The 20,318-nt window shown below is 70.4% G+C and carries 20 protein-coding genes and 1 pseudogene; 10 read left to right on the forward strand and 11 right to left on the reverse strand.

The genetic code is table 11. From position 1 onward, the window contains the following. The first annotated feature begins 399 nt into the window (after nucleotides 1-399). Nucleotides 400-1,585, forward strand: a pseudogene (locus tag AKH00_RS08940) (zinc-dependent alcohol dehydrogenase). 36 nt (nucleotides 1,586-1,621) lie between these two features. On the opposite strand, the gene AKH00_RS08945 reads toward AKH00_RS08940, so the two are convergent. Further along, complete coding sequence (locus tag AKH00_RS08945) at nucleotides 1,622-2,059, reverse strand: SRPBCC family protein (RefSeq protein WP_050722376.1); 438 nt, start codon at nucleotides 2,057-2,059, stop codon at nucleotides 1,622-1,624. 181 nt (nucleotides 2,060-2,240) lie between these two features. Between AKH00_RS08945 and AKH00_RS08950 the strand changes: the two genes are divergently transcribed. Further along, nucleotides 2,241-2,444, forward strand: coding sequence for a hypothetical protein (locus AKH00_RS08950; protein ID WP_050722377.1), 204 nt, complete (start codon nucleotides 2,241-2,243; stop codon nucleotides 2,442-2,444). 250 nt (nucleotides 2,445-2,694) lie between these two features. Here AKH00_RS08950 and AKH00_RS08955 read toward each other — a convergent pair whose 3' ends face one another. Both AKH00_RS08955 and AKH00_RS08960 read right to left on the reverse strand, forming a co-directional pair. After that, nucleotides 2,695-3,669 carry a cation transporter gene (locus tag AKH00_RS08955; RefSeq protein WP_050722911.1) on the reverse strand — a complete coding sequence of 325 codons (975 nt, stop codon included), beginning with the start codon at nucleotides 3,667-3,669 and terminating at the stop codon, nucleotides 2,695-2,697. Nucleotides 3,670-3,674: 5 nt separating this feature from the next. Continuing rightward, nucleotides 3,675-4,154, reverse strand: coding sequence for a hypothetical protein (locus AKH00_RS08960; protein WP_050722378.1), 480 nt, complete (start codon nucleotides 4,152-4,154; stop codon nucleotides 3,675-3,677). 126 nt (nucleotides 4,155-4,280) lie between these two features. On the opposite strand from AKH00_RS08960, the gene AKH00_RS08965 reads away from it, so the two are divergent. Then, nucleotides 4,281-5,534, forward strand: coding sequence for a hypothetical protein (locus AKH00_RS08965; protein ID WP_050722379.1), 1,254 nt, complete (start codon nucleotides 4,281-4,283; stop codon nucleotides 5,532-5,534). On the opposite strand, the gene AKH00_RS08970 is transcribed toward AKH00_RS08965, so the two are convergent. From AKH00_RS08970 to AKH00_RS08980, 3 genes are read right to left on the reverse strand one after another with little or no spacing between them, the layout of a single operon-like run. Continuing rightward, the gene (locus AKH00_RS08970) at nucleotides 5,448-5,933 is read right to left on the reverse strand and encodes a hypothetical protein (RefSeq protein WP_050722380.1); all 486 of its coding nucleotides are present in this window, start codon (nucleotides 5,931-5,933) and stop codon (nucleotides 5,448-5,450) included. The genes AKH00_RS08965 and AKH00_RS08970 overlap by 87 nt on opposite strands. Further along, nucleotides 5,930-6,487: a hypothetical protein gene (locus AKH00_RS08975; protein ID WP_050722381.1), complete on the reverse strand. Its 558-nt coding sequence runs from the start codon at nucleotides 6,485-6,487 to the stop codon at nucleotides 5,930-5,932. The genes AKH00_RS08970 and AKH00_RS08975 overlap by 4 nt, the downstream gene beginning before the upstream one ends. After that, a complete protein-coding gene (locus tag AKH00_RS08980) occupies nucleotides 6,484-7,257 on the reverse strand; it encodes a hypothetical protein (protein WP_152926144.1) in 774 nt (257 codons plus the stop codon). The genes AKH00_RS08975 and AKH00_RS08980 overlap by 4 nt, the downstream gene beginning before the upstream one ends. 130 nt (nucleotides 7,258-7,387) lie before the next feature. On the opposite strand from AKH00_RS08980, the gene AKH00_RS08985 reads away from it, so the two are divergent. The 7 genes from AKH00_RS08985 (at nucleotide 7,388) to AKH00_RS09015 (ending at nucleotide 14,354) form a co-directional block, all read left to right on the forward strand. Continuing rightward, on the forward strand, nucleotides 7,388-8,422 hold the full coding sequence (locus AKH00_RS08985; RefSeq protein WP_050722383.1) for a substrate-binding domain-containing protein: 1,035 nt from the start codon (nucleotides 7,388-7,390) through the stop codon (nucleotides 8,420-8,422). Nucleotides 8,423-8,453: 31 nt separating this feature from the next. Continuing rightward, nucleotides 8,454-9,527 carry an ABC transporter permease gene (locus AKH00_RS08990; protein WP_050722384.1) on the forward strand — a complete coding sequence of 358 codons (1,074 nt, stop codon included), beginning with the start codon at nucleotides 8,454-8,456 and terminating at the stop codon, nucleotides 9,525-9,527. Between the two features lies 1 nt (nucleotide 9,528). Then, nucleotides 9,529-10,338, forward strand: coding sequence for an ATP-binding cassette domain-containing protein (locus tag AKH00_RS08995; RefSeq protein ID WP_050722385.1), 810 nt, complete (start codon nucleotides 9,529-9,531; stop codon nucleotides 10,336-10,338). A 71-nt stretch (nucleotides 10,339-10,409) separates the two neighbouring features. Continuing rightward, a complete protein-coding gene (locus AKH00_RS09000; RefSeq protein WP_050722386.1) occupies nucleotides 10,410-11,246 on the forward strand; it encodes an SDR family oxidoreductase in 837 nt (278 codons plus the stop codon). 1 nt (nucleotide 11,247) lies between these two features. Beyond that, nucleotides 11,248-12,363 (forward strand): galactitol-1-phosphate 5-dehydrogenase, encoded by a 1,116-nt coding sequence (locus AKH00_RS09005; protein ID WP_050722387.1) that lies wholly within the window; start codon nucleotides 11,248-11,250, stop codon nucleotides 12,361-12,363. Beyond that, nucleotides 12,360-13,403, forward strand: coding sequence for a zinc-dependent dehydrogenase (locus AKH00_RS09010; RefSeq protein ID WP_050722388.1), 1,044 nt, complete (start codon nucleotides 12,360-12,362; stop codon nucleotides 13,401-13,403). The genes AKH00_RS09005 and AKH00_RS09010 overlap by 4 nt, the downstream gene beginning before the upstream one ends. Before the next feature lie 48 nt (nucleotides 13,404-13,451). Then, on the forward strand, nucleotides 13,452-14,354 hold the full coding sequence (locus tag AKH00_RS09015) for a MurR/RpiR family transcriptional regulator (RefSeq protein ID WP_050722389.1): 903 nt from the start codon (nucleotides 13,452-13,454) through the stop codon (nucleotides 14,352-14,354). A 58-nt stretch (nucleotides 14,355-14,412) separates the two neighbouring features. On the opposite strand, the gene glpK is transcribed toward AKH00_RS09015, so the two are convergent. From glpK to AKH00_RS09040, 5 genes are all read right to left on the reverse strand, one after another. Next, nucleotides 14,413-15,912, reverse strand: coding sequence for a glycerol kinase GlpK (gene glpK, locus AKH00_RS09020; protein WP_050722390.1), 1,500 nt, complete (start codon nucleotides 15,910-15,912; stop codon nucleotides 14,413-14,415). 142 nt (nucleotides 15,913-16,054) lie between these two features. Further along, nucleotides 16,055-16,855, reverse strand: a complete 801-nt coding sequence (locus tag AKH00_RS09025; protein WP_050722391.1) for an endo alpha-1,4 polygalactosaminidase — start codon at nucleotides 16,853-16,855, stop codon at nucleotides 16,055-16,057. 15 nt (nucleotides 16,856-16,870) lie between these two features. After that, entirely contained in the window at nucleotides 16,871-17,575 is a 705-nt protein-coding gene (locus AKH00_RS09030; RefSeq protein WP_050722392.1) for a DUF899 domain-containing protein, read from the reverse strand. A gap of 136 nt (nucleotides 17,576-17,711) precedes the next feature. Next, nucleotides 17,712-19,109 carry an MFS transporter gene (locus tag AKH00_RS09035; RefSeq protein WP_235556728.1) on the reverse strand — a complete coding sequence of 466 codons (1,398 nt, stop codon included), beginning with the start codon at nucleotides 19,107-19,109 and terminating at the stop codon, nucleotides 17,712-17,714. A 45-nt stretch (nucleotides 19,110-19,154) separates the two neighbouring features. Then, nucleotides 19,155-20,318, reverse strand: coding sequence for a carboxylate-amine ligase (locus AKH00_RS09040; RefSeq protein WP_082297526.1), 1,164 nt, complete (start codon nucleotides 20,316-20,318; stop codon nucleotides 19,155-19,157).

Here is a 20,318-nt window from a genome sequence, read left to right on the forward strand (position 1 = left end):
GCGATGGTGTTCGTGTTCGTGTTCGTGTTCGTGTGCGTGTGCGCGTGCGGGTGCGGATGGCTGTGGGTGCGGGTGCAGATGGCTGTGGGTGTGGGTGTGGGTGTGGGGTGGGGGTGGTGCGGGTCGGGACGCGGGTGGGTGCAGGTGCAGGTGCAGGTGCGGGTGCGGGGATGTGCAGCCCCAGCGGGCGCGGCGTGTGCGTCCGGGCGCACGGCGCGGACGCGCACACGACAGGGCGGGCGTGCACAGGTCGGCACCGGCATCCTTCGCGCGTCTCGCCCACGGCATCCGCTCTGTCAACCCACTGTCGCGACGTCCGATCCCCGCGGAGGCTGGCCCCTTCGCACGAGACACGAGACACGAGACACGAGAATCACGACGCACGAGGAGGAAAGCATCATGAAGGCACTGACCTGGCAGGGAACCCGCACCGTGACGGTAGAGGACGTCCCCGACCCGGTGATCCAGCGACCGACGGATGCGATCGTGAGGATCACGTCGTCGGCGATCTGCGGATCCGACCTCCACCTCTACGAGCTGCTCGGACCGTTCCTCGACCGCGGCGACATCCTCGGGCACGAGCCGATGGGCGTCGTGGTCGAGGTGGGCGATGCGGTCACGACCCTCGCGGTCGGGGATCGCGTTGTCATCCCGTTCACGATCTCGTGCGGGGAGTGCTTCTTCTGCCGTCAGGGCCTGCAGTCGCAGTGCGAGACGACGCAGGTGCGCGAGTACGGCAGCGGAGCGACGCTGTTCGGCTACACGAAGCTCTACGGTCAGGTGCCGGGGCGGCCAGGCGGAGTATCTCCGCGTGCCGCTCGCGGACTACAACCACATCACGGTCGCCTCCGACCTGCCGGATGAGCGCTACCTGTTCCTCAGCGACATCCTGCCGACGGCCTGGCAGGGCGTCGAGTATGCGAACGTCCCCGACGGCGGGACGCTCGCCGTCATGGGGCTCGGACCGGTCGGACAGTTCGCGGCGCGCATCGGCGTGCACCGCGGATACCGCGTGCTCGCCGTCGATCCCGTCCGGGAACGCCGCGAGATGGCGGCCCGACACGGAGTGGAGGCCTTCGACCTGACGGACGACGTCGTCGCGGAACTGCGCGACCTCACCGAAGGTCGGGGAGCGGATGCCGTGGTCGACGCGGTCGGCATGGAGGCGCACGGCAATCCCGGGGTGGGGGTGGTGCAGCGCGCGGTGGGCATGCTGCCTGACCCGCTCGCCCGCCAGCTCATGGACAAGGCCGGGATCGACCGTCTCGCGGCCCTGCACGCGTCGATCGACCTCGCCAGACGCGGCGGCACGGTCTCGTTGAGCGGCGTGTACGCGGGCGACGCCGACCTCATGCCCATGAAGACCATGTTCGACAAGCAGCTCAGTCTGCGGATGGGCCAGTGCAACGTGAAGCGGTGGATCGACGACCTCATGCCGCTCGTCGAGGACCTCTCCGATCCGCTCGGCGTCATGGATCTGGTGACCCACGACGCCCCGCTCGAGGAGGCGCCGGGACTCTACGAGACCTTCCAGCGCAAGGAGGACGGCTGCATCAAGGTCGTACTGCACCCGTCCGCCGTGTGACCGCAGACCGGGTGCACGGCTACGCGGAGGGGCGCGTCACTCGGCGCGTCCCTCCGCGAGGTACGCCAGCCGGTGCAGGGTCTCGCTGTTGCGCCAGCACAGCAGCGGGGTCGTGACGAGCCCGGGCAGCAGGGTCGCCGGTCCCGACACGGGCTCCTCATCGATCCGCACCATGCACCGGTGGCCGTAGGAGCGCACGCGCAGCGTGACGCGGGCCTCTCCGATGGGCCAGCCGCGCGCCCGCATGACCATGCGGTTCGGCGGCGACCAGTCCTCGACCACGGTGGTGTCGTCGAGCAGGAACGGCCAGACGCCCACCGAATGGTGCAGTTCCGCGCCGCGCTGCGGCCAGGCCTCGTCGACGTCGCGCATGCGCGACGCGCCGACCACCCAGGCCGGGTACAGCCAGGCGTCGCCCAGCACCCGGAACACATCGTCCGGACGGCAGTTCATGATGCGGACGTTCTTCGCCATGACGGGCTCCCTTCGTCTCTCGCATGCTCGCCCCCGTCGCCGGTCGTACCCAGGGGGTTGACGTGCGGGGCGAGGGGCGTCAGCGACCTGGCTGCCACACGAAGCGCGCGTGTCAAGGGGGAATCGCGCGGGCCCGATCGGAGGGATGCTGTACACCCACCCACCGACGAGAGGAGCAACCATGTCGGACACCGGATCCGCCGATGAGACGCCGATGATCCCCGAGGAGCTCGTCCCGCGACAGACGTCGGACGACCCCGTCGCGAACGACCCGGATGCCGCCGGCGTCGCGAACGAGGAGGACGAGGCCGGTCACGGCCACGCCGACCACCGCCACGGACAGGACGAGGACGACGACAGGATCGACCTGAACGACCTCGCCTGACCGGCCCGGTCTGAACGGCCTCGCCTGACAGGCCCGGTCTGAACGACCCTGCCTGAACGGCGCAGAGACCGCCGACCGCTCCCTCGCGGTCGGCCCACGGCGCCCGCCGCTCGGATTCCCCCTTCCGCGTGCGGTGGGCGTCGCTCGCGTCCGGCATCCGCCCGGCATCGCGCGTCCGCTCGGCATCGCGCATCCGCCCGGCATCCGACCCCGCCCGATCCTGCGTCCTGCATCCGATCCGCGGCCGGATTCAGCCGCGCCCCGACCTGTCGGTCCCCTCGGGCAGCGACTCGGTGGGCACGATCACGATCTCCTGAATCTTCCAGTCGAGGTCCGTGATGCGCTCCTCGAGGTCCGTGATGTCCTCGAGCGACACGCGTCCCCGGCGCGGTACCACGAACGCCTCGACGTGGAACACCTGCCCCTGATCCCGCATCCTCACCGACGCCTCCTTGACCCACGGGCGCGAGCGCATGGTCGACAGGATGTCGCCGGCCAGCGGATGCGGCTCACTGCTGTCGAATGTGCGCGCACGCTGGTCCATGAGATCGATCACGGCGGTCTTGGTGTTCTTCACCCCGTCCCAGATGATGCCGAGGGAGATGAAGAGCGCGGCTGCGCCGTCGAGCCACCACAGGCCGACGCCCACTCCCAGCACGCCGACGATCGATGCGACCGTCGTCTGCCAGTCCGCCTTCGCCATGTCGGCGTCGGCGTACAGCAGTTTGTTGTGCAGCACGGGCGCGAGCTTCGACTTCGCCGGACCGTAGAAGAACACCGGACCCACGATCACGACCGCCATGACGGCGACCATGAGCCACCCGAGCCACACCGTCTGGCCGAACAGCACGACCGTCCCGATCGTCGGATGCTCGGCCGTGACCAGTCCGACGACGGCTTCGCGGGCGAGGTTGAGGCCCACGGCGAGCAGCGCGACGCCGGCGACGAGGTGTCCGACGCCCATGGCACGATGCAGACCGTAGGGATGCTTCACGGTCGGTCGACGACGGACGAAGATCAGCGCCGTGAGGAAGGCGATCTGCGGGACGAGCGAGAGCATGTCCTCGATCCACGCCGTCCGCATGGCCTGGGAGTTGCCGACGACGAGCGCGATCACGGCGATCGTCACGGCGGTGTAGACGATCGTGAACCACTCCCAGCGGACCGCCTTGCGCAGAGCGGTCTGCTGCTCCTCCGGCAGCTCGGTGCGGCCGATGCGGCCGATGCGGCTCACGATCCGACCTCGTCGTCGAGGTGCCGCTCGAGCGCGCTGAGGAACGCGTTCTCGCCCAGGGGGACGAGAAGGACGATCGATCGTCCGTCCGCCCCGTCGATCCCGGGGTAGCCGCGGGTGACTCCGGCCCGGTCGACCCAGAGTGTCTGATCGGTCATCCCGCCGACGACGAGGTCGAGGTCGCCGCGTTCCAGCATCCCGACCAGCGTCTCCTCCGAGGCCTCGGTCCATTCGACGTCGGCGTCGAGGTCGTCCGCGAAGCCCTCGACCAGGGTGGGCAGGCTGCCGGTCGGCTCGTCCGACGCCCCGCCGGAGATGAGCCCGGGATCGGCGGACCAGCCCACGCGCAGCTCGCCGTGCGTGACGCCCTCGAGCGTGCCATCGGGGTCCGCGGGTACGGTGAGGCCGCAGCCGGACAGCCCGAGCGCGAGCGCGAGCGCGGTCCCGGCGACCGCCATGGATCGCATCGTTCTCATGACGTGATCGTCCTGCGGGTCGAGCGCCCGTAGCAATGCTGTTGACGCGCACCTCGGCGAACGCTAGCGAGGGCTGCGAGGAGCGGCCTCGGGCAGAGTGCGCACCCGCCCGCTACGGTAGGGCACATGGCACCGGCCCTCCGCACCTTCGGGCGCATCCTCGCGCGGCACTGGCCCGCGCTGATGGCCTGGTACCTGGGCGGCGAGGCCGTGCACCGCCTGCTCATCGAGTTCGCGGGGTTCGTGGGCGGCCACACGACTCTCGGCGGTCTGCTGCTGCTGCCGCTCGCGGTGGCCGCCCGGCTCGTCTCCTACGTCGCGATGTACCTGACGGTGCGCCCGTCGCTGCCGCACAGCAGACGCGACGACGCCGGCGGCCCGCGGGAGTTCGCTTCGGCCACGCTCGCCGCGATCCTGCCCTTCTTCGCGTTCTACACCGCATGGGGGATGCTGGACGCGGATCAGATCGACTTCTTCCGCGTCGCGAGCGCCATCGCCCTCGCCGACTCCGGCTACCAACTCGACCAGGTGGGGGATCGGGGCGGCCTGATCGCGGTCGGCGCGCTGCCGGTCGCGGTGCTCGTGATCGCGCTCGCCGCCCGCCTCGTCTACATGCGTCTCGCGCCTCGACTGCCGCGCTGGAGCGTCGTGCTGGCGGTGTACGCGGAGGTGCTCTGGACCTTCATGCTCTTCACGCTCGTCGCCCGCTGGTGGAGCGGCATCCTCGACTGGATCGGGCAGCGCGAGGTCGTCGGCTGGCTGCAGGTCTTCGGCGACTGGTTCGCCGTGAACCTCGCCCCCGTCGCGGTCGTCTGGGAGGTGGCGACCTGGATCGTCGGCATCGTGATCGCCGCGGTCATCGTGCCGGCGGCGTGGCTCACGGTCGCCGGCGTCGTGTTCGGCACGACGTTCGACTCCACGCCGTCATTCGTCCGCTGGGGCGGGGGAGCGATGCGCGGTGCGCTCGCGAGCATCGCGCGCACGATCGTCCTGCGACTCGAAGGGCTGTGGGCGGCGGTCGCGGTGATCTGGCGCGGCGGCCCGCTGCTGTTCGGAGCGTACGCGGTCGCGTACGCGGCATGGGCGTGGGCGGAGCAGTCCGGCACTCGCGGAGCCCTGCTGCTGATCGGCGGGCACGAGAACGCGTTCTGGGCGGGCGTGTACCCACTGGTGGTCGTCGCGGTCGGCGCGATCGCGGAGCCGGTGCGTGTGGCGATCGTGGCCACCGCCTATGACAGCGTGATCGCGCGTCCGCAGGCCGGGCTCGACACCCGCCCCTCAGGGCTCGACGGCTCAGGGCTCGACGGTGAACCGGGCGGTCACATCGTCGCCGCCCTCGAGGTCGAGCCGGAACGGACCCTCGGCGTCGTCGGGGAGTAGGAACACCAGCAGGATGCGGTACGGCGAGGACTCCGCGACGCATGACGACTCGCCCTCACCGGAGGGCACGTCGAGTCCGGACCGCGAACTGAGCCAGGTGCGCGACGACGAGGGGTCGGTGAGCGTCGCCGGTCCGCACAGCGCGGCATCCGTCCCGCCGCTCGATCGGAGACGGATGCTGAGGGTCCGCGTACCGGCCGGGGACTCGAACTCGCCCCACTCGGCCGGCCCGATCGAGAGGGTCTGCCCGGAGATGTCGACGTCGGTGTCGACCTCGACGACCCGATCGCCCGACCGCACCGAGGGCAGCACGTCGAGCCAGACGTAGGCGCCGATCACGGCGACTGTGGCGACCGCCAGGGCGAGGAGCGCAGTGCGCTGCCGCCGCCACCAGCTCATCGCGGCACCACCTCCGAACGGGTGAGCTCGACGCTCTCCGACCGATCGAGGTCGCCGAGATCGATCGTCACGACGATCAGGTCGTCGAGCTCCGAGGTGACGAAGTCGGTCGTGAGGCGGAGCTCGGCGGTGCCGGTCGACACGTCGGGAGGCAGCTCGAAAGCGAGCACGCCGACGGTGTCGATGCCCACTCGCAGCGCTGTGCCGCGCAGCGCCGCCGACGGCCGTTCGCTGGCGAGGAACACCCGATCGCCGACCACGAGGGTCGCGAGCTGCACCGCGGCGTCGACCTCGGTCTGCGCCGCCGACGCCGTGATCCGCACGACGAGCCAGTTGCCCTCAGCGCTCCACGAGCCGTCGGACACGGTGACCTCGTCGGCGAACACGGCATCCTCGACCGTGGCGACCAGGGCGCGGGAGGAGACCGTCTCGCCCGCTTCGCCGCGGAGCGTGAACGGGGCGAGCACGTCCTCCTCGGCGGGCGTCATCGCGGTCACGGCGCCGGCGCCGACCACGAGCACGGCGCCGAGGATCCAGGGGAGCGCGCGCCTCATGGCGTCTCCGTGGCGGGCACGACGATGCGTGCCACGACCTCGGCGGGCCGCCAGGTCACGACACGGGAGGAGAGGATGACGGCGCCGCGGCGCACCTCGACATCGTGCACGTCGAGCGCGATCGGGCGATCCGTGTACGCGTCGTCTGGCACCGTGAAAGCGAACGTCACCTCGCTCGGGACTCCGGGCTGCAGCACGACCTGCCCTGCTGAGCCGTCGTCGCGCCAGACCGCGGTCACGCCGAGGGGCGTCACCCCGGCGAGATCGAGCAGCGGGGCGTCGGTGTTCACGAACCCTGCACGCGTGCGGTCGGCGGTCGTGGCGACGCCGACCGCCTCGTCCGAGAGGTTCTCCATGCGCGTGGTCAGCACGAGCAGCATCTCGCCCGGGTCGGCCTCGAGGTACTCCGACTCCACGGCGTCGGTCAGCTCGGCGTCGAGCACTGCGATCGCATAGGCGGAGGTGCGCACCTCCGTTCCCGCGTCGACCTCGTCTGCGGCGGTCTGCACCTGTGCGAACCCGCCGGCCACCGCGACGCCGAGGAGCCCGAGCACGACGACCCCGGCCGCGATCCAGACCAGGCGCGGAACGTCGGCGATCGCACGTCCCCACCGGGCGAGCACCGTACGTGTCGCCGTCGCGGCGCGGGCCGGGGAGTCCGTGCGTGCGCGCGCCGGGGAGCCTGTGCCTGCGCGGGCCGGGGAGTCCGTGCCTACGCGCGCCGGGGAGTCCGTGGGCGCGTCCGCGCCGTGTCCCCCCGAGCTCGTCACGGGGTCAGCCTACCGACCGCAGAGCCCAGCGTCCGTCGAGAAAACTTCGTCGCAACTATCGACATCGCAGAAATTTCCGTTATGCTCACGATGTCGGTAAACATTTCGAATCCGGTCCGAAAGGGACATCATGCACGCACACATCCGCAGCATCGTCGCTGCGACGGCCGTGGGGGCGATGGCGCTCGCAGGTCTCAGCGGCTGCGCCGCCTCGGCAGGATCCGACGAGCCACTCGTCGGCCTCGTCATCAAGACGCAGGACAACCCCTTCTACGTGAAGATGACGGAGGGGGCGAAGTCCGAGGCGGAGTCCCTCGGACTGAACCTCCAGATCGCCAGCGGCGACGGCCAGAGCGACGTCGACTCGCAGATCACCGCGATCGAGAACCTCACCGCGAAGGGCGCCAAGGCGATCCTCGTGACGCCGGCCGGCGACGGCATCATCCCCGCGATCCGCAAGGCCCAGCAGGCAGGGGTCCTGGTCTTCGCCCTCGACTCCCCGCTCGCGGCCGACTCCGGGGTCGACGGCACCTTCGCGACCGACAACCGCCTCGCGGGAGAGCTGGTCGGCCAGTGGGCCCGCGCGGCCCTCGGCGACACCGAGCCGCGCATCGCGACGCTCGACCTCTACTCCGACCAGATCCCCGTCGACGTCGCCCGCAACCAGGGGTTCCTGGAGGGCTTCGGCATCGACCTCGCCGACGACACCAAGATGTGGGACGAGGACGACCCCCGCTTCGTGGGGCACGAGGTGACCGACGCGAACGAAGCGGGCGGGCGCACCGGCATGGAGAAGCTCCTGCAGAAGGACCCGACGATCAACCTCGTCTACACCGTGAACGAGCCGGCCGCCGCCGGTGCCTACCAGGCGATCGTCGCGGCGGGCCTGCAGGACCGGATCATGATCGTCTCGATCGACGGCGGCTGCCCCGGCATCGCCAACGTGGAGAAGGGCATCATCGACGCGACGTCGATGCAGTTCCCGCTCGACATGGCCGCGCAGGCGCTGCAGGCGGTCGACGCCTACCTCGCCGACGGGACGAAGCCGCAGAACAGCGAGGGCCTGGACTTCACCAACACCGGTGTGACCCTCATCACCGATCAGCCCCAGGCGGGCATCGAGTCCGAGGACTCCGCCTTCGGCCTGGAGGAGTGCTGGGGCTGACGCCCCGCACGAGACGGCGAAGGAGCCGACCATGAACAGAAGCGCGACGGATCTGCCTGACGACGAGCGGGCGAGCACCGTGACGGCGGGGTTCTCGATGGGCCTGGTCGAGATCGATCAGGGTCCCCGCCCGACTCCGCTGCAGTGGATCGAGAGGAAGATGCTCACGCGGCCCCTGATCGGCCCGATCGCGGTGCTCGTCATCGCGGTGATCGTGTTCTCGATCGTGTCGCCGAATTTCGGCACGCTGCAGAACTTCTCCCTGATCCTGCAGCAGGTGCAGGTCATCGCGATGCTCGGGATCGCCCAGACCCTGATCATCCTCACCGCCGGCATCGATCTGTCCGTCGCGGCGGTGATGCTGCTGTCCCAGGTCGCGATGGGCCGGTTCGCCGTCGCGATGGGGCTCCCGGTGGAGCTCTCGCTCGTGCTCGGCATCCTGGTCGGCATCGCCTGCGGCGCGATCAACGGACTCATCGTGACGAAGCTCAACATCCCGCCCTTCATCGCGACGCTCGGCTCGCTGAGCATCTTCTATGCGCTCAACATCTTCATCTCCGACGGTGAGAGCGTGCCCTTCGCCGAGGTGCCCGCGCTGCTCACCTGGCTCGGCACCGGCTTCCAGATCATCGGCACGACCTTCACCTGGGGGCAGGTGCTCACCCTCCTCATGTTCGTGCTGTTCGCGTACATCCTGCGCAGCACCGCCTGGGGCACGCACGTGTACGCGGTCGGCGACAACCTCGAGGCCGCCCGGCTGAGCGGCATCCGCGTCGACCGGGTGCTGATGTCCGTCTACGTGATCGCCGGACTCATCATCGGCATCACCGCGTGGCTGCTCATCGGACGCATCGGCTCGATCTCCCCGACCGCGGGCGCCGCGTACAACCTCGCGTCCATCACCGCCGTCGTGATCGGCGGCACGAGCCTCTTCGGCGGGCGCGGCCGGATCATGGGCACGCTGCTCGGCTCGCTGATCGTCGGGGTCTTCTCGAGCGGACTCTCGCTCGCGGGCTTCGACAGCCTGTGGCAGGAGTTCACGATCGGCATCCTCATCATCGGCGCGGTCGCCGTCGACCAGCGCCTTCGCAAGATCGGACGATGACATGACCTCTGCACACGACACCGCCTCCACCGCCACGGATCTCGTGCTCGAGGCGCGCGGGATCGTCAAGCGCTACGGGCGTGTGGTCGCGCTCGACCACACCGACTTCGAGATCCGCCGCGGCGAGGTGCTCGCCGTCATCGGCGACAATGGCGCGGGCAAGTCCTCGCTGATCCAGGTGCTCGCCGGCGCGGTCCAGCCCGACGAGGGCGAGCTGCTCGTCGGGGGAGAGCCGACCGCGCTCAGATCGCCCGTCGAGGCTCGACGCCTCGGCATCGAGACCGTGTTCCAGAGCCTCGCCGTCTCGCCCGCACTCGACATCGTGAGCAACATCTTCCTCGGGCGGGAGCTGCGACGGCCGGGCATCGCCGGGTCGCTGTTCCGGATGCTCGACAAGAAGCGGATGCGGGAGCAGTCGCTCGAGGTCATGTCGCAGCTCGGCCTGCAGACCCTGCAGAACATCGGCCAGTCGGTCGAGACGCTGTCAGGCGGTCAGCGGCAGGGCGTCGCGGTCGCCCGGGCGGCCGCGTTCGGGTCGAAGGTCGTGATCCTCGACGAGCCGACCGCGGCCCTCGGCGTCAAGGAATCGGGGCGCGTCGTCAACCTCATCAAGGACATCAACGCGCGCGGCATCCCCGTCATCCTCATCAGCCACAACATGCCGCAGATCTTCGAGGTCGCCGACCGCATCCACATCCAGCGTCTCGGACGCCGGATCGCCCTGGTCGAGACCTCGCAGATCGACATGGCCGACGCGGTCGCGCTCATGGTCGGCGCGAAGACCCCCGAGCAGATGGGACTCGCCTCGTGAACGCCTCCGTCCCCGGACCCCCGTCATCGTCACACGAACCGCTGTCACCCTCACACGAAAGGAGCACCCTCATGGTGCCCGACTACCTCCCCGAACCCGGCAGCGCACTCATCGGCAAGGTCGCCCTGATCACGGGCGCGGCCTCCGGCATCGGCGAAGCCGTGGCCCGGATCTACGCCGCGAACGGATGCCGGGTCGCGCTGATCGACATCGACGCATCGCGCCTCGACCAGGTGGCCGCCGACATCACGGCGCGCGGCGGGGAGGTGCTGGCCGTCGTCGCGGACGTCGCAGACGAGGACGCCGTGCAGGCCTTCTTCTCCCGCACGGTGGCCGAGTGGGGGCGGATCGACCTCGTCATCAACAGCGCGGGCCGCGACTCGTTGGCCCCGCCGGTCACCGAGGTCACGCTGGAGGAGTGGAACAAGACGATCGGCCCCAACCTCACCGGTGTGTTCCTGTGCTGCCGTGAGGCGTTCCGGGTCATGGAGACCCAGGAGACCGGCGGACGCATCATCAACATGGGCTCCTCCTCGACCAGGGTCGCCTCCGGTCCCGGGCACAGCCCCTACCGGGCCTCGAAGCACGGGATGCTCGGGTTCTCGAAGAACATCCTCATCGAGGGCATGCACAAGAACATCGGGGTCACGGTGCTCAACCCCTCGCACGTGCGCACACCGATGACGGAGATCATCGACAAGGGCCTCTACGACGGCGACCTGCCCGCGTACACCGAGGGCTGGCTCGACGACAAGGAGATCGAAGAGGGGCTCTCCGCCACCTGCATCGACGTCTCCAACGTCGCCGACGCGGCGCTCTACATCGCGACGCGCACGCCCGACGTGACCATCCCGACCTTCTCGCTGTACCCGACGCACAAGGTGCTGCGGTACGGCATGGAGGTGTGAGGTGCGCGCGGCGGTGCTGCGCGGCGTCCGTGACATGGCGGTCGTCGAGGTGCCCGACCCCGAGCCCGTCGGCGTCGACCCGGTGCTCGTGCGCGTCGGCGCGGTGGGTGTGTGCGGCTCCGACGTCCTCCGCTACGCGGTGGGCAAGGGGTACGGCTTCCCGCTGGTCCTCGGGCACGAGATGTCGGGCACGGTGGTCGAGGACTCCCCGAGCGGGCGGCTCCGCGCGGGGGACCGCGTCGCGATCTTCCCCTGCATCCCGGATGCCGACGACCCCATGACCGAGATCGGCGAGTTCACGCTCGCCGAGCGGTACGACTACTTCGGGTCGCGCCGCGACGGCGGTCTCGAGGAGTACCTGCGGGTGCCCGAGCGCAACCTCGTGCCGCTGCCGGCGGGTACCTCGCTGCTCGCCGGAGCCATGGTCGAGCCGGCCGGCGTGGCCCTGCACGCGGTGCGCAAGGCGCAGGTGCCGCCGAACGCGACGGCGCTCGTGATCGGTGCCGGCCCCATCGGCCTGCTCGCGGCGCAGTGGCTGCGGATCCTCGGCGTCGTCCGGGTGCTCGTGTCCGACGTGGACCCGCGCAAGCGCGAGGTGGCCTCGCATCTCGGCTTCGAGGTGCTCGACGCGACGGCCGGGCCCTCCGACGAGCTCGCCACCGCCGCCACGGACGGCCGGGGCGTCGACATCGCGGTCGAGGCGAGCGGACTCGCCGTCACGTTCCTCCAGGCCGTGCGCTCGGCCGCGCACCGCGGCCAGGTGATCCTGCTCGGCGACCTGCGCGACGACGTCGACCTCCCGAAGGAGCTGGTGTCGCGCATCCTGCGTCGTGAGCTCGTGCTGCGGGGCACGTGGAACGCGGTGATCACCCCGCGCACCACGAACGACTGGGAGATGGTCGTGGCGTGCCTCGGACGCACGCTGCTCGTCGACGATCTCGTGAGCCATGTCGAGCACCTCGACGACGCACCCGAGGTGTTCGCCCGACTGGCGGACCGCGGCGAGTGGTCGAACAAGACGCTCTTCGCGATCTCGGAGGAGGCGCTCACTGAGCGCGATGACGCCCTCGCCCGGTCACTGTCGGCGTCGCTGTCGGCGAGTGCGGTGCGGTCATGAGGGCCGCGCTCTTCATCGAACCGGGTCGCATAGAGGTCGACGACATCCCGATCCCCGAGATCGGCGAGGGCGACCTGCTCGTCGAGGTGGCGGCCGCGAGCATCTGCGGCACGGATCTGCGGATCATGAAGCACGGCCACTTCCGCATCCCCGAGGGCACGCGCCGCGTGCTGGGGCACGAGCTCACGGGGCGCATCGTCGAGACCGGGCGTGCCGTGCAGGGTTTCACGGTCGGCGATCGCGTCAGCGTCGCGCCCAACGTGGGCTGCGGCACCTGTCCCATGTGTCGTCGCGGCCTGAACCAGCTGTGCCCGACCTACGACGCCTTCGGCATCACGTGGGACGGCGGGTTCCAGGAGTACCTGCGCATCCCTGCCGCGGCGATCGAGCGCGGCAACGTCTTCCGTGTGCCGGACGCGCTCTCGGATGAGTCCGCGGCTCTCATGGAGCCCATGTCGTGCTGTCTGCACGGGCAGCGCAAGGTCGCCGTCTCTGCGGACGACTCGGTGCTCATCATCGGGGCGGGACCCATCGGATGCTTCCACACCGTGCTCGCGAAGCGGGCGGGAGCCCGCCAGGTCATCGTCGCGAACACCCGACAGCCGCGGCTCGACATCGCCGGCAGGCTGGGCGCCGACCATCTCGTGAACGTCGGCGAGAGCGACCTGCGCACCGAGGTCATGGAGCTGACCGGGGGAGCGGGGGCCGATGTCGTCATCACGTGCGTGTCCAAGCCGGAGGTGATCGCCTCCACCACGGATCTCGCCGGGCGGCTCGGCCGCATCAACGTGTTCTCGGGTCTCGGCGATCAGGCGCGTCCGCAGATCGACGTCAACGCCCTGCACTATCGCGAGCAGACGCTGACCGGGACGACGGGGTCGAGCGTGCGCGACTACGGCGATGTGATCGACATCGTCGCGGACGACGCGATCGACCTGTCGCCGATCGTCTCCGCGCGCTTCGCCCTCGACGAGATCGAGGCGGCCATGGACCACTCGCGCTCCGGAGCGGGCATGAAGTCGCTCCTGACATTTTCGTGAACGAGGCCGCTCCCGTGACCGTCGCGGCGCATGTCATAGACTCCAGACGTGGCTGACCAGGACGAGGGCGGGAATCTGCTCCATCAGATATCCCGCCGCGCGAGTTCGCTGAGTCCGGCGCTGCGCGGCGTCGCCGACGTCATCCTGTCTGACCCCGAGAGCGCGCAGTCCCTGTCGATCACCGAGCTGGCCGGTCGCGCCGGCGTGGCCGACTCGACCGTCTCCCGGTTCCTCCGCGAACTCGACCTCGACGGGTACAACCAGCTCCGTCTCGGCATCGCGCAGGCGATCTACTCGAGGCCGGTGGATGCCGAGCAGCGGGCGTCCTGGGTGTACGAGGGCGTCCTCCGCGGCGACAGCCGCGACCAGATCCTGCAGAAGGTGCTGCACGGCAGCATCGAGGCGCTGAACCGCACCGCCGAGCGACTCGACCCGACCGTGCTCGACGACGCCGCGGAGCGCATCCACTCCGCCTCGTGCGTGTATCTCGCGGCGATGGGGTCGTCGGCGACCTCGGCGGAGAGCGCCGTCATGCGCTTCGTCCGCGCGGGCAAGAGGTGCCACTTCTTCCGCGATCAGAGCATCCAGTCGATGGGCAGCGCCACGCTCGGACCCGGTGACGTCCTGATCGCGATCAGCGATTCCGGCGACTCCACGCCGATCGTGTCGTCGGCGCAGATCGCCAAGTTCCACGGCGCGTTCGTGCTGGGCATCACCTCGAACGTCGACTCGGCCCTCGCCTCGGTGGTCGACAGTGTCCTGCTCACCGCAGGGACCGTCGCGAGCTCCGACGTCTACGGCGAATCCGTGACCGGCAAGTGGGGTCAGCTGCTCGCGATCGACGTGCTCTACGCCACGTACGCCGCGCGCTACTTCGAGGAGACGGCCGACTACCTGCACGAGAGCTACCTCTCAGCGATCAAGCCGACGCGCGTGACCGGTACCCACTAGACGGGTCACGCGCGCCGACCCGATCGCTCCCGGGCGCACCCGGGCGGGTCGCACCGTGTCAGTGGTCGACCCAGTCCTGGGCGCGGGACACGGCCTTGCGCCATCCCGCGTAGAGGCGGTCCCTGGTCTCGGCATCCGATCCGGGGGTGAACGAGCGCTCGATGTCGATCGAACGGCGCAGCTCGTCCTTCGACTCCCAGAACCCGACGGCCAGCCCCGCGAGGAACGCGGCGCCGCGGGCGGTGGACTCGGTGACGCGCGCGCGATGCACGGGCACGCCGAGCTGGTCGGCCTGGAACTGCAGGTGGAAGTCGTTCGACACGGCACCGCCGTCGACCCGCAGCTCGGGGAGGGGCGCGCCGGACTCGGCGACCATCACCTCGATCGCGTCCCGGTACGTGTAGCTCATGGACTCGAGGGCTGCGCGCACGAGATGCGCGCGCCCCGTGCCCGGCGTGATGCCGAGGATCGCCGCCCGGGCGTACTGGTCCCAGTAGGGGGAGCCGAGCCCGTGGAAGGCCGGCACGATGTAGACGCCGCCGGTGTCCTCGACCGTCGCGGCCAGCGCCGCCGTGTCGGACGCGGAGTCGACGATCCGGAGCTCGTCGCGCAGCCACATGACGGTCGCGCCGACCGCGAAGAACACGCCCTCGAGCGCGTACTCCACCTCGTCGCCGATGCCCCACGCGACGGTCGTGAGCAGGCCGGCGTCGGACATGACCGGCGTGGTGCCGGTGTTCATCATGACGGATCCGCCGGTGCCGTACGTGGCCTTGACCGAACCGGGCGTGAAGCACGCCTGGCCGAACAGGGCGCTCTGCTGATCGCCGACGGCGGCGGCGACGGGGATCTCGGAGCCGAATCCCGCCGCGACCCCCGTGAGGCCGTACACCTCGCTGGACGGGCGCACCTCGGGGAGCAGCGTGCGCGGTATGCGGAGGAGGGCGAGGATGTCGTCGTCCCACGCGGCGTCACGGATGTCGAAGCACAGCGTGCGGGACGCGTTCGACACGTCGGTGACGTGGGCGGCGCCGTCGGTGAGCTTCCAGATGAGCCAGGAGTCGATCGTGCCCGCCAGCAGCTCGCCGGCCTCGGCGCGTTCCCTGACACCGGGGACGGTGTCCAGGAGCCAGCTCAGCTTGGTCGCGGAGAAGTAGGTGTCGATCGGGAGTCCGGTGCGCGAACGGATCAGCTCCTCGTGCCCGTCGTCGCGCAGCCGGTCGCAGAACTCCGCGGTGCGGCCGTCCTGCCAGACGATCGCGCGGTGCACGGGTTCTCCGGTCGCGCGGTCCCACACGACGGAGGTCTCGCGCTGGTTCGCGATGCCGATGCCGGCGACCGCTGCGGCCTCGACTCCGGACTCCTCGAGCACCTGGTGCGCGACCCGCAGCTGCGCCTCCCAGATCTCGTTCGCGTCGTGCTCGACCCACCCCGGCTGCGGGTAGTGCTGGGCGAACTCCTCCTGGCAGATGTGCGTGATGGAGCCGTCGTGGGCGAACAGGATCGCGCGGACGCTGCCGGTCCCGGCATCCAGGGCCATCACATGTGTCTTCGTCATCGGAGGTCGCTTCCACTTCGTCGTGCGCGGGAGGGCGTGAGCCCTCACTCATGATTACCGAAGTTTCTTCGATACGCAATGCTCATCGCGAAAAAATTACGATCACGCGGTGTGCGGAGACAGGCGACGCCGGAGCATCCGCTCAGTCGCAGGTCTCGAAGACGTGCCCCTCGCGCCCGGCGATCCGCAGCAGACGGTCGCGCAGGACCACCGATCGAGGCGTCTCCGGGTCCGCGCACACATCCTCGAACGGGCGGGGCAGTTCGTCGGTGTATTCGATGTCGATCACGTGCTCGCCGTACACCTCGGTGTACGCGCCGCACTCGCGGTAGGCCGCGCACTCCTCGACGACGGCGAAGTCGAAGCCCGCCTGATCGTGCAGCGCCCGTGCGTCCTCGGCGGCGTTCTTCTGCCCGGCGGCGAGACCCGCATCATGCGCGATCTCGACGAACCGCGTCGCCAGCGCGAGGTTGTCGTCGAGCGAGAGCGCGCCGTCGGAGCGGGAGTAGGTGTCGAGGTTGTCGAACTCCACGGCCTGGAAGCCCGCGGTCGCGCATCCCTCGATCCACGGCCCCACGATCGCGGCGATCGACTCCCGCTTCTCGGGCGTCGAGGTGTCGAGCAGGGCCTCGTCGGGCCAGTCCGGGTCGAACACGGGGCCGTCGTCGCCGGCGAGCAGGAGCTCCTCGGGCCACTCGTCGAGCTCGCCCGGCTGCGTCTGGAACCCGTTCACGTAGCAGATCGAGTAGACGCCGTCCGCGGGATCGGACGAGCGGTCGCGCCCGACGATCCCCACACCGTCGGCCGGGTCGTACGAGCCGCCGAGCTGGTAGTCGGGCACCGCGCCGGCCGGGGGCAGCTGGACCTCGGCGCCGGGCAGAGCGCAGCCGGCGAGGGACAGCGCAAGCAGGCCGACCACGACGATCGAGGCGGATCGTCTCACAGCGCCGGGTGCGCGTCAGGCGTGGTCATGCCCCTCACCGTACAGCGCGGCGACCTCCTTCGACCCCATCCCCTGCGCGTAGGTCGGATGCTGCGGCCACCCCTCGGGCGAGTCCTCCCACTCCTCCTGACGGCCGTAGGGCAGGAGGTCGACGAGTCCCTGCAGGTAGCTGAGCCGTTCGGTGCCGCGCCCGTTCGTGTGCCAGGTGCGGTACACGGTGTCGCCGTCGCGGAGAAACACGTTCACGCCGAAGCCCTCGCCGGGCCCGGCATCCATGTCCGCGCCGAACGGGCTGCCCGCGCTCGAGTACCACGCCATGGTGTTGCCGACCTTGGTGCGATAGGCCAGGGCCTCCTCGATCGGGCCGTTCGTGACGATCACGAAGCGTGCGTCGTAGTAGCGCTCGATCACGTCGAGGCGCGTGAACTGCGACGTGAAGCCCGTGCAGCCCGGGCACTGCCACTCGTTGCCGTCCGACCACATGTGGTTGTAGACGATGAGCTGCGAGTGCCCGTCGAACACGTCGGCGAGGCGCACGGGCCCCTCCGGCCCCTCGAGCGTGTACTCCGGGAGCTCGACCATGGGAAGACGCCGTCGCTGCGCCGCGATCGCGTCGAGCTCGCGCGTCGCCGCCTTCTCGCGCACCCGCAGCGCATCGAGTTCGCGTCGCCAGGCGTCGGCGTCCACGACGGGTGGCAGGGGAGTCTGGGTCGTGCTCACGGGGGACCTCCGGATGCTCGGACGCCGTGTTCGCCGCGGCGATGCCCACCAGTCTGCGCCCGACCGCCGACACCGTCAACGGGGGCGCCGACACCGTCAACGGGGCGTCGCCGCGGACCGTGAGCGCCGCGCGGTCTCAGGCCTCGGGGACGACGGCGTCCTCCGCCGCCTGCTCCTCGGCCGGATTGCGGCGGATCCCGATCCACGAGACGACCCCGCCGAGCACGAGCAGCGCTGCCGTGACCCAGGCCGCGCTGTGGAAGCCGGCGAGGTTCAGCGTGCCGCCGATGATGGTCGACAGCATCGCGACCACGAGCAGCCCGGCGACGCGCGAGACCGCGTTGTTGACCGCGGAGGCGATGCCGGAGCGCGACTCGTCGATCGCGCCGAGGATCGCCGAGGTGAGCGGCGCGACCGTCAGCGACAGGCCGAGGCCCATCACGATCATCGCCGGGAGCACCTGCCACCAGTAGTCGAACTGCTCGGCCACGAGCAGGAGCATGATCGCGCCGGCTGCCATCACGAGCGGGCCGACCGTCATGAAGATGCGCGGCCCGTAGCGCCCGGCCCACGACCCTGCGCGCGAGCTCACCAGGATCATGAGGATCGTCATCGGCAGGCTCGCGAGGCCCGCGGCCGTCGCGCTCAGCCCCGCGCCCTGCTGCAGGTAGACGCCCACCACGAAGCCGTTGAGCGACAGTGCTGCGTACACGAAAAGGGTCGCGAGGTTGCCCCACGCGAAGTCGCGCACGCGGAACAGTGACATGGGCATGAGCGGTGCGGCGGAGCGCTGCTGGCGCACGAGGAACCAGGCGAAGAGCGCGGCCCCCACGACGCCGGGCAGCCAGATCGCGGGGGAGGACCATCCGAGGTTGGGCTGCTCGATCAGGGCGAACACGACGGCGCCGAGACCGACGGCGCACAGGATGCCGCTGGTCCAGTCGACGCGGACGCCGCTCGGCCTCTCGTTGAGCTTCAACCGGGCGAGCAGGAGAAGGGTCACGCCGATGGGGAGCACGTTGATGAGGAACACGAGCCGCCACGACAGGAAGTCCACGAACAGACCGCCCAGCAGCGGACCCACCAGCTGCGCGCCGGTCGTGAAGGCGGTCCACACGCCGATCGCACGCGACTGCACGTCGGAGCGCATGGTGGCCGTGATGAGGGCCAGCGAACTCGGCACGAGCAGGGCACCTGCCGCGCCCTGGGCCGCGCGGGCGATGATGAGCACGAGGGGGTCGGGAGCCGCGGCGACCGCGACCGAGGCCACGCCGAACGCGATCAGTCCCACGCGCATCACGAGCACGCGCCCGTAGGCGTCGGACAGTGAGCCCGCGAGCAGGATCAGCGCGCTGAGCGTGATGAGGTACGCGTCGACGACCCACTGCTGCGTCGTGATCCCGCCGCCGAGCTCGCGGCTGATCGCGGGCAGCGCGACGGTCACGACGGTGCCGTCGAGGAAGGTCACGAACGATGCGAGCACCGCGACCGAGATCACCAGCCGCTGGAGCGGCGCGAAGCGAGAGGTTGCCACAGGCCGACACTACTGCGGCGGGGAGGGGTGCGGGTCGACGAGAGATCAGAAACGCGTCGGAAGGATGCTCTCGGGAGGCGTTTCTGATCTTTCGACGCGGCTGTCGGGTGCGGGGGCGGGGGCGGGGGCGGACGTGCGGAGGTCGCGCGTGGTCGAACGGTACAGGTCGCGGAGGCCGCCGACACCGCCGCGCGCGTGAGCGCGGAGCTGCCGGTCGGCGCCGGTGCCGTCGCGGAGGACGCGTGCGAGAATCCCCTCGACGAACTCCGCGTCCCCGGACTCCGCGAGCCGGGGAGCGATGCGCTGCAGCATCCGGTCGAGGACGACGTCGGCGGCAGCGGCCTCGCCGGTGGTCGGATCGAGGATCCGTGCCCGCATGCCGTAGCGCGCCGCGGTCCACAGCGAGGCGTCGATCGCGTCGCTGCCGATCTCGGGTCCGTCGTCGAGATCCGCGGCCGTGACGATCGCCCGGCAGAGCGCCGCGGCGAGCAGCGAGTCCTCCACGTCGAGCTGCGCGTCGCACACCCGCACCTCCACGGTCGGGAACCGTGCCGAGAGACGCAGCGTCCAGCCGAGCGAGGACTCCTCCGTGATGCCGCCGAGCGCGAGCAGCGCGTCGACACGAGCCCGGTAATCGCTGTAGTCGTGGAAGCGCGGCGGCGTCCACGCGGTCGGCAGTCGCCGGATCACCACCGACCGCCAGCTCGCGAACCCCGTCGTCCGGCCGCCCGCGAACGGCGAGTTGCCGGTCAGGGCGAGCAGCATCGGCATCCAGCGTGCCGCGCGGTTGAGGGCCCGCACGCGCTCCTCCTCCGCGGGCACCTCGACGTGCACGTGCAGTCCGTTGACCTCGTGCCCGCGGGTGATCTCGCCGAGGATGTCGGCCACCGCGTCGTAGTGCGCGAGCGGGAAGATCTCGGGGTGCGGGGAGGCGAGGAAGGGCGTGCCGGTGGCGACGACGAGCGCCCGCTGCCGTGACACGTGCTCGTCCAGCGTCGCGCGGAGCGCGCCGAGCTGCTCGGCGCCATCTGCGATGGTCGAGAGGGGAGCGGTCGCGATCTCGAGCTGGCTCGTGAGGTACTCGGGCGTGATCGTGCCGCCGTGGCGCGATCCGACGAGGCTCTCCCGCGTGTCCCGGTCCAGCGCCAGAGGGACGAGTGTCTCCTCGTCGAGGACCACGAACTCCTCCTCGACGCCGAACCGGGCCAT

It is taken from the genome of Microbacterium sp. GCS4, assembly GCF_001262495.1.
Lineage (GTDB): Bacteria > Actinomycetota > Actinomycetes > Actinomycetales > Microbacteriaceae > Microbacterium.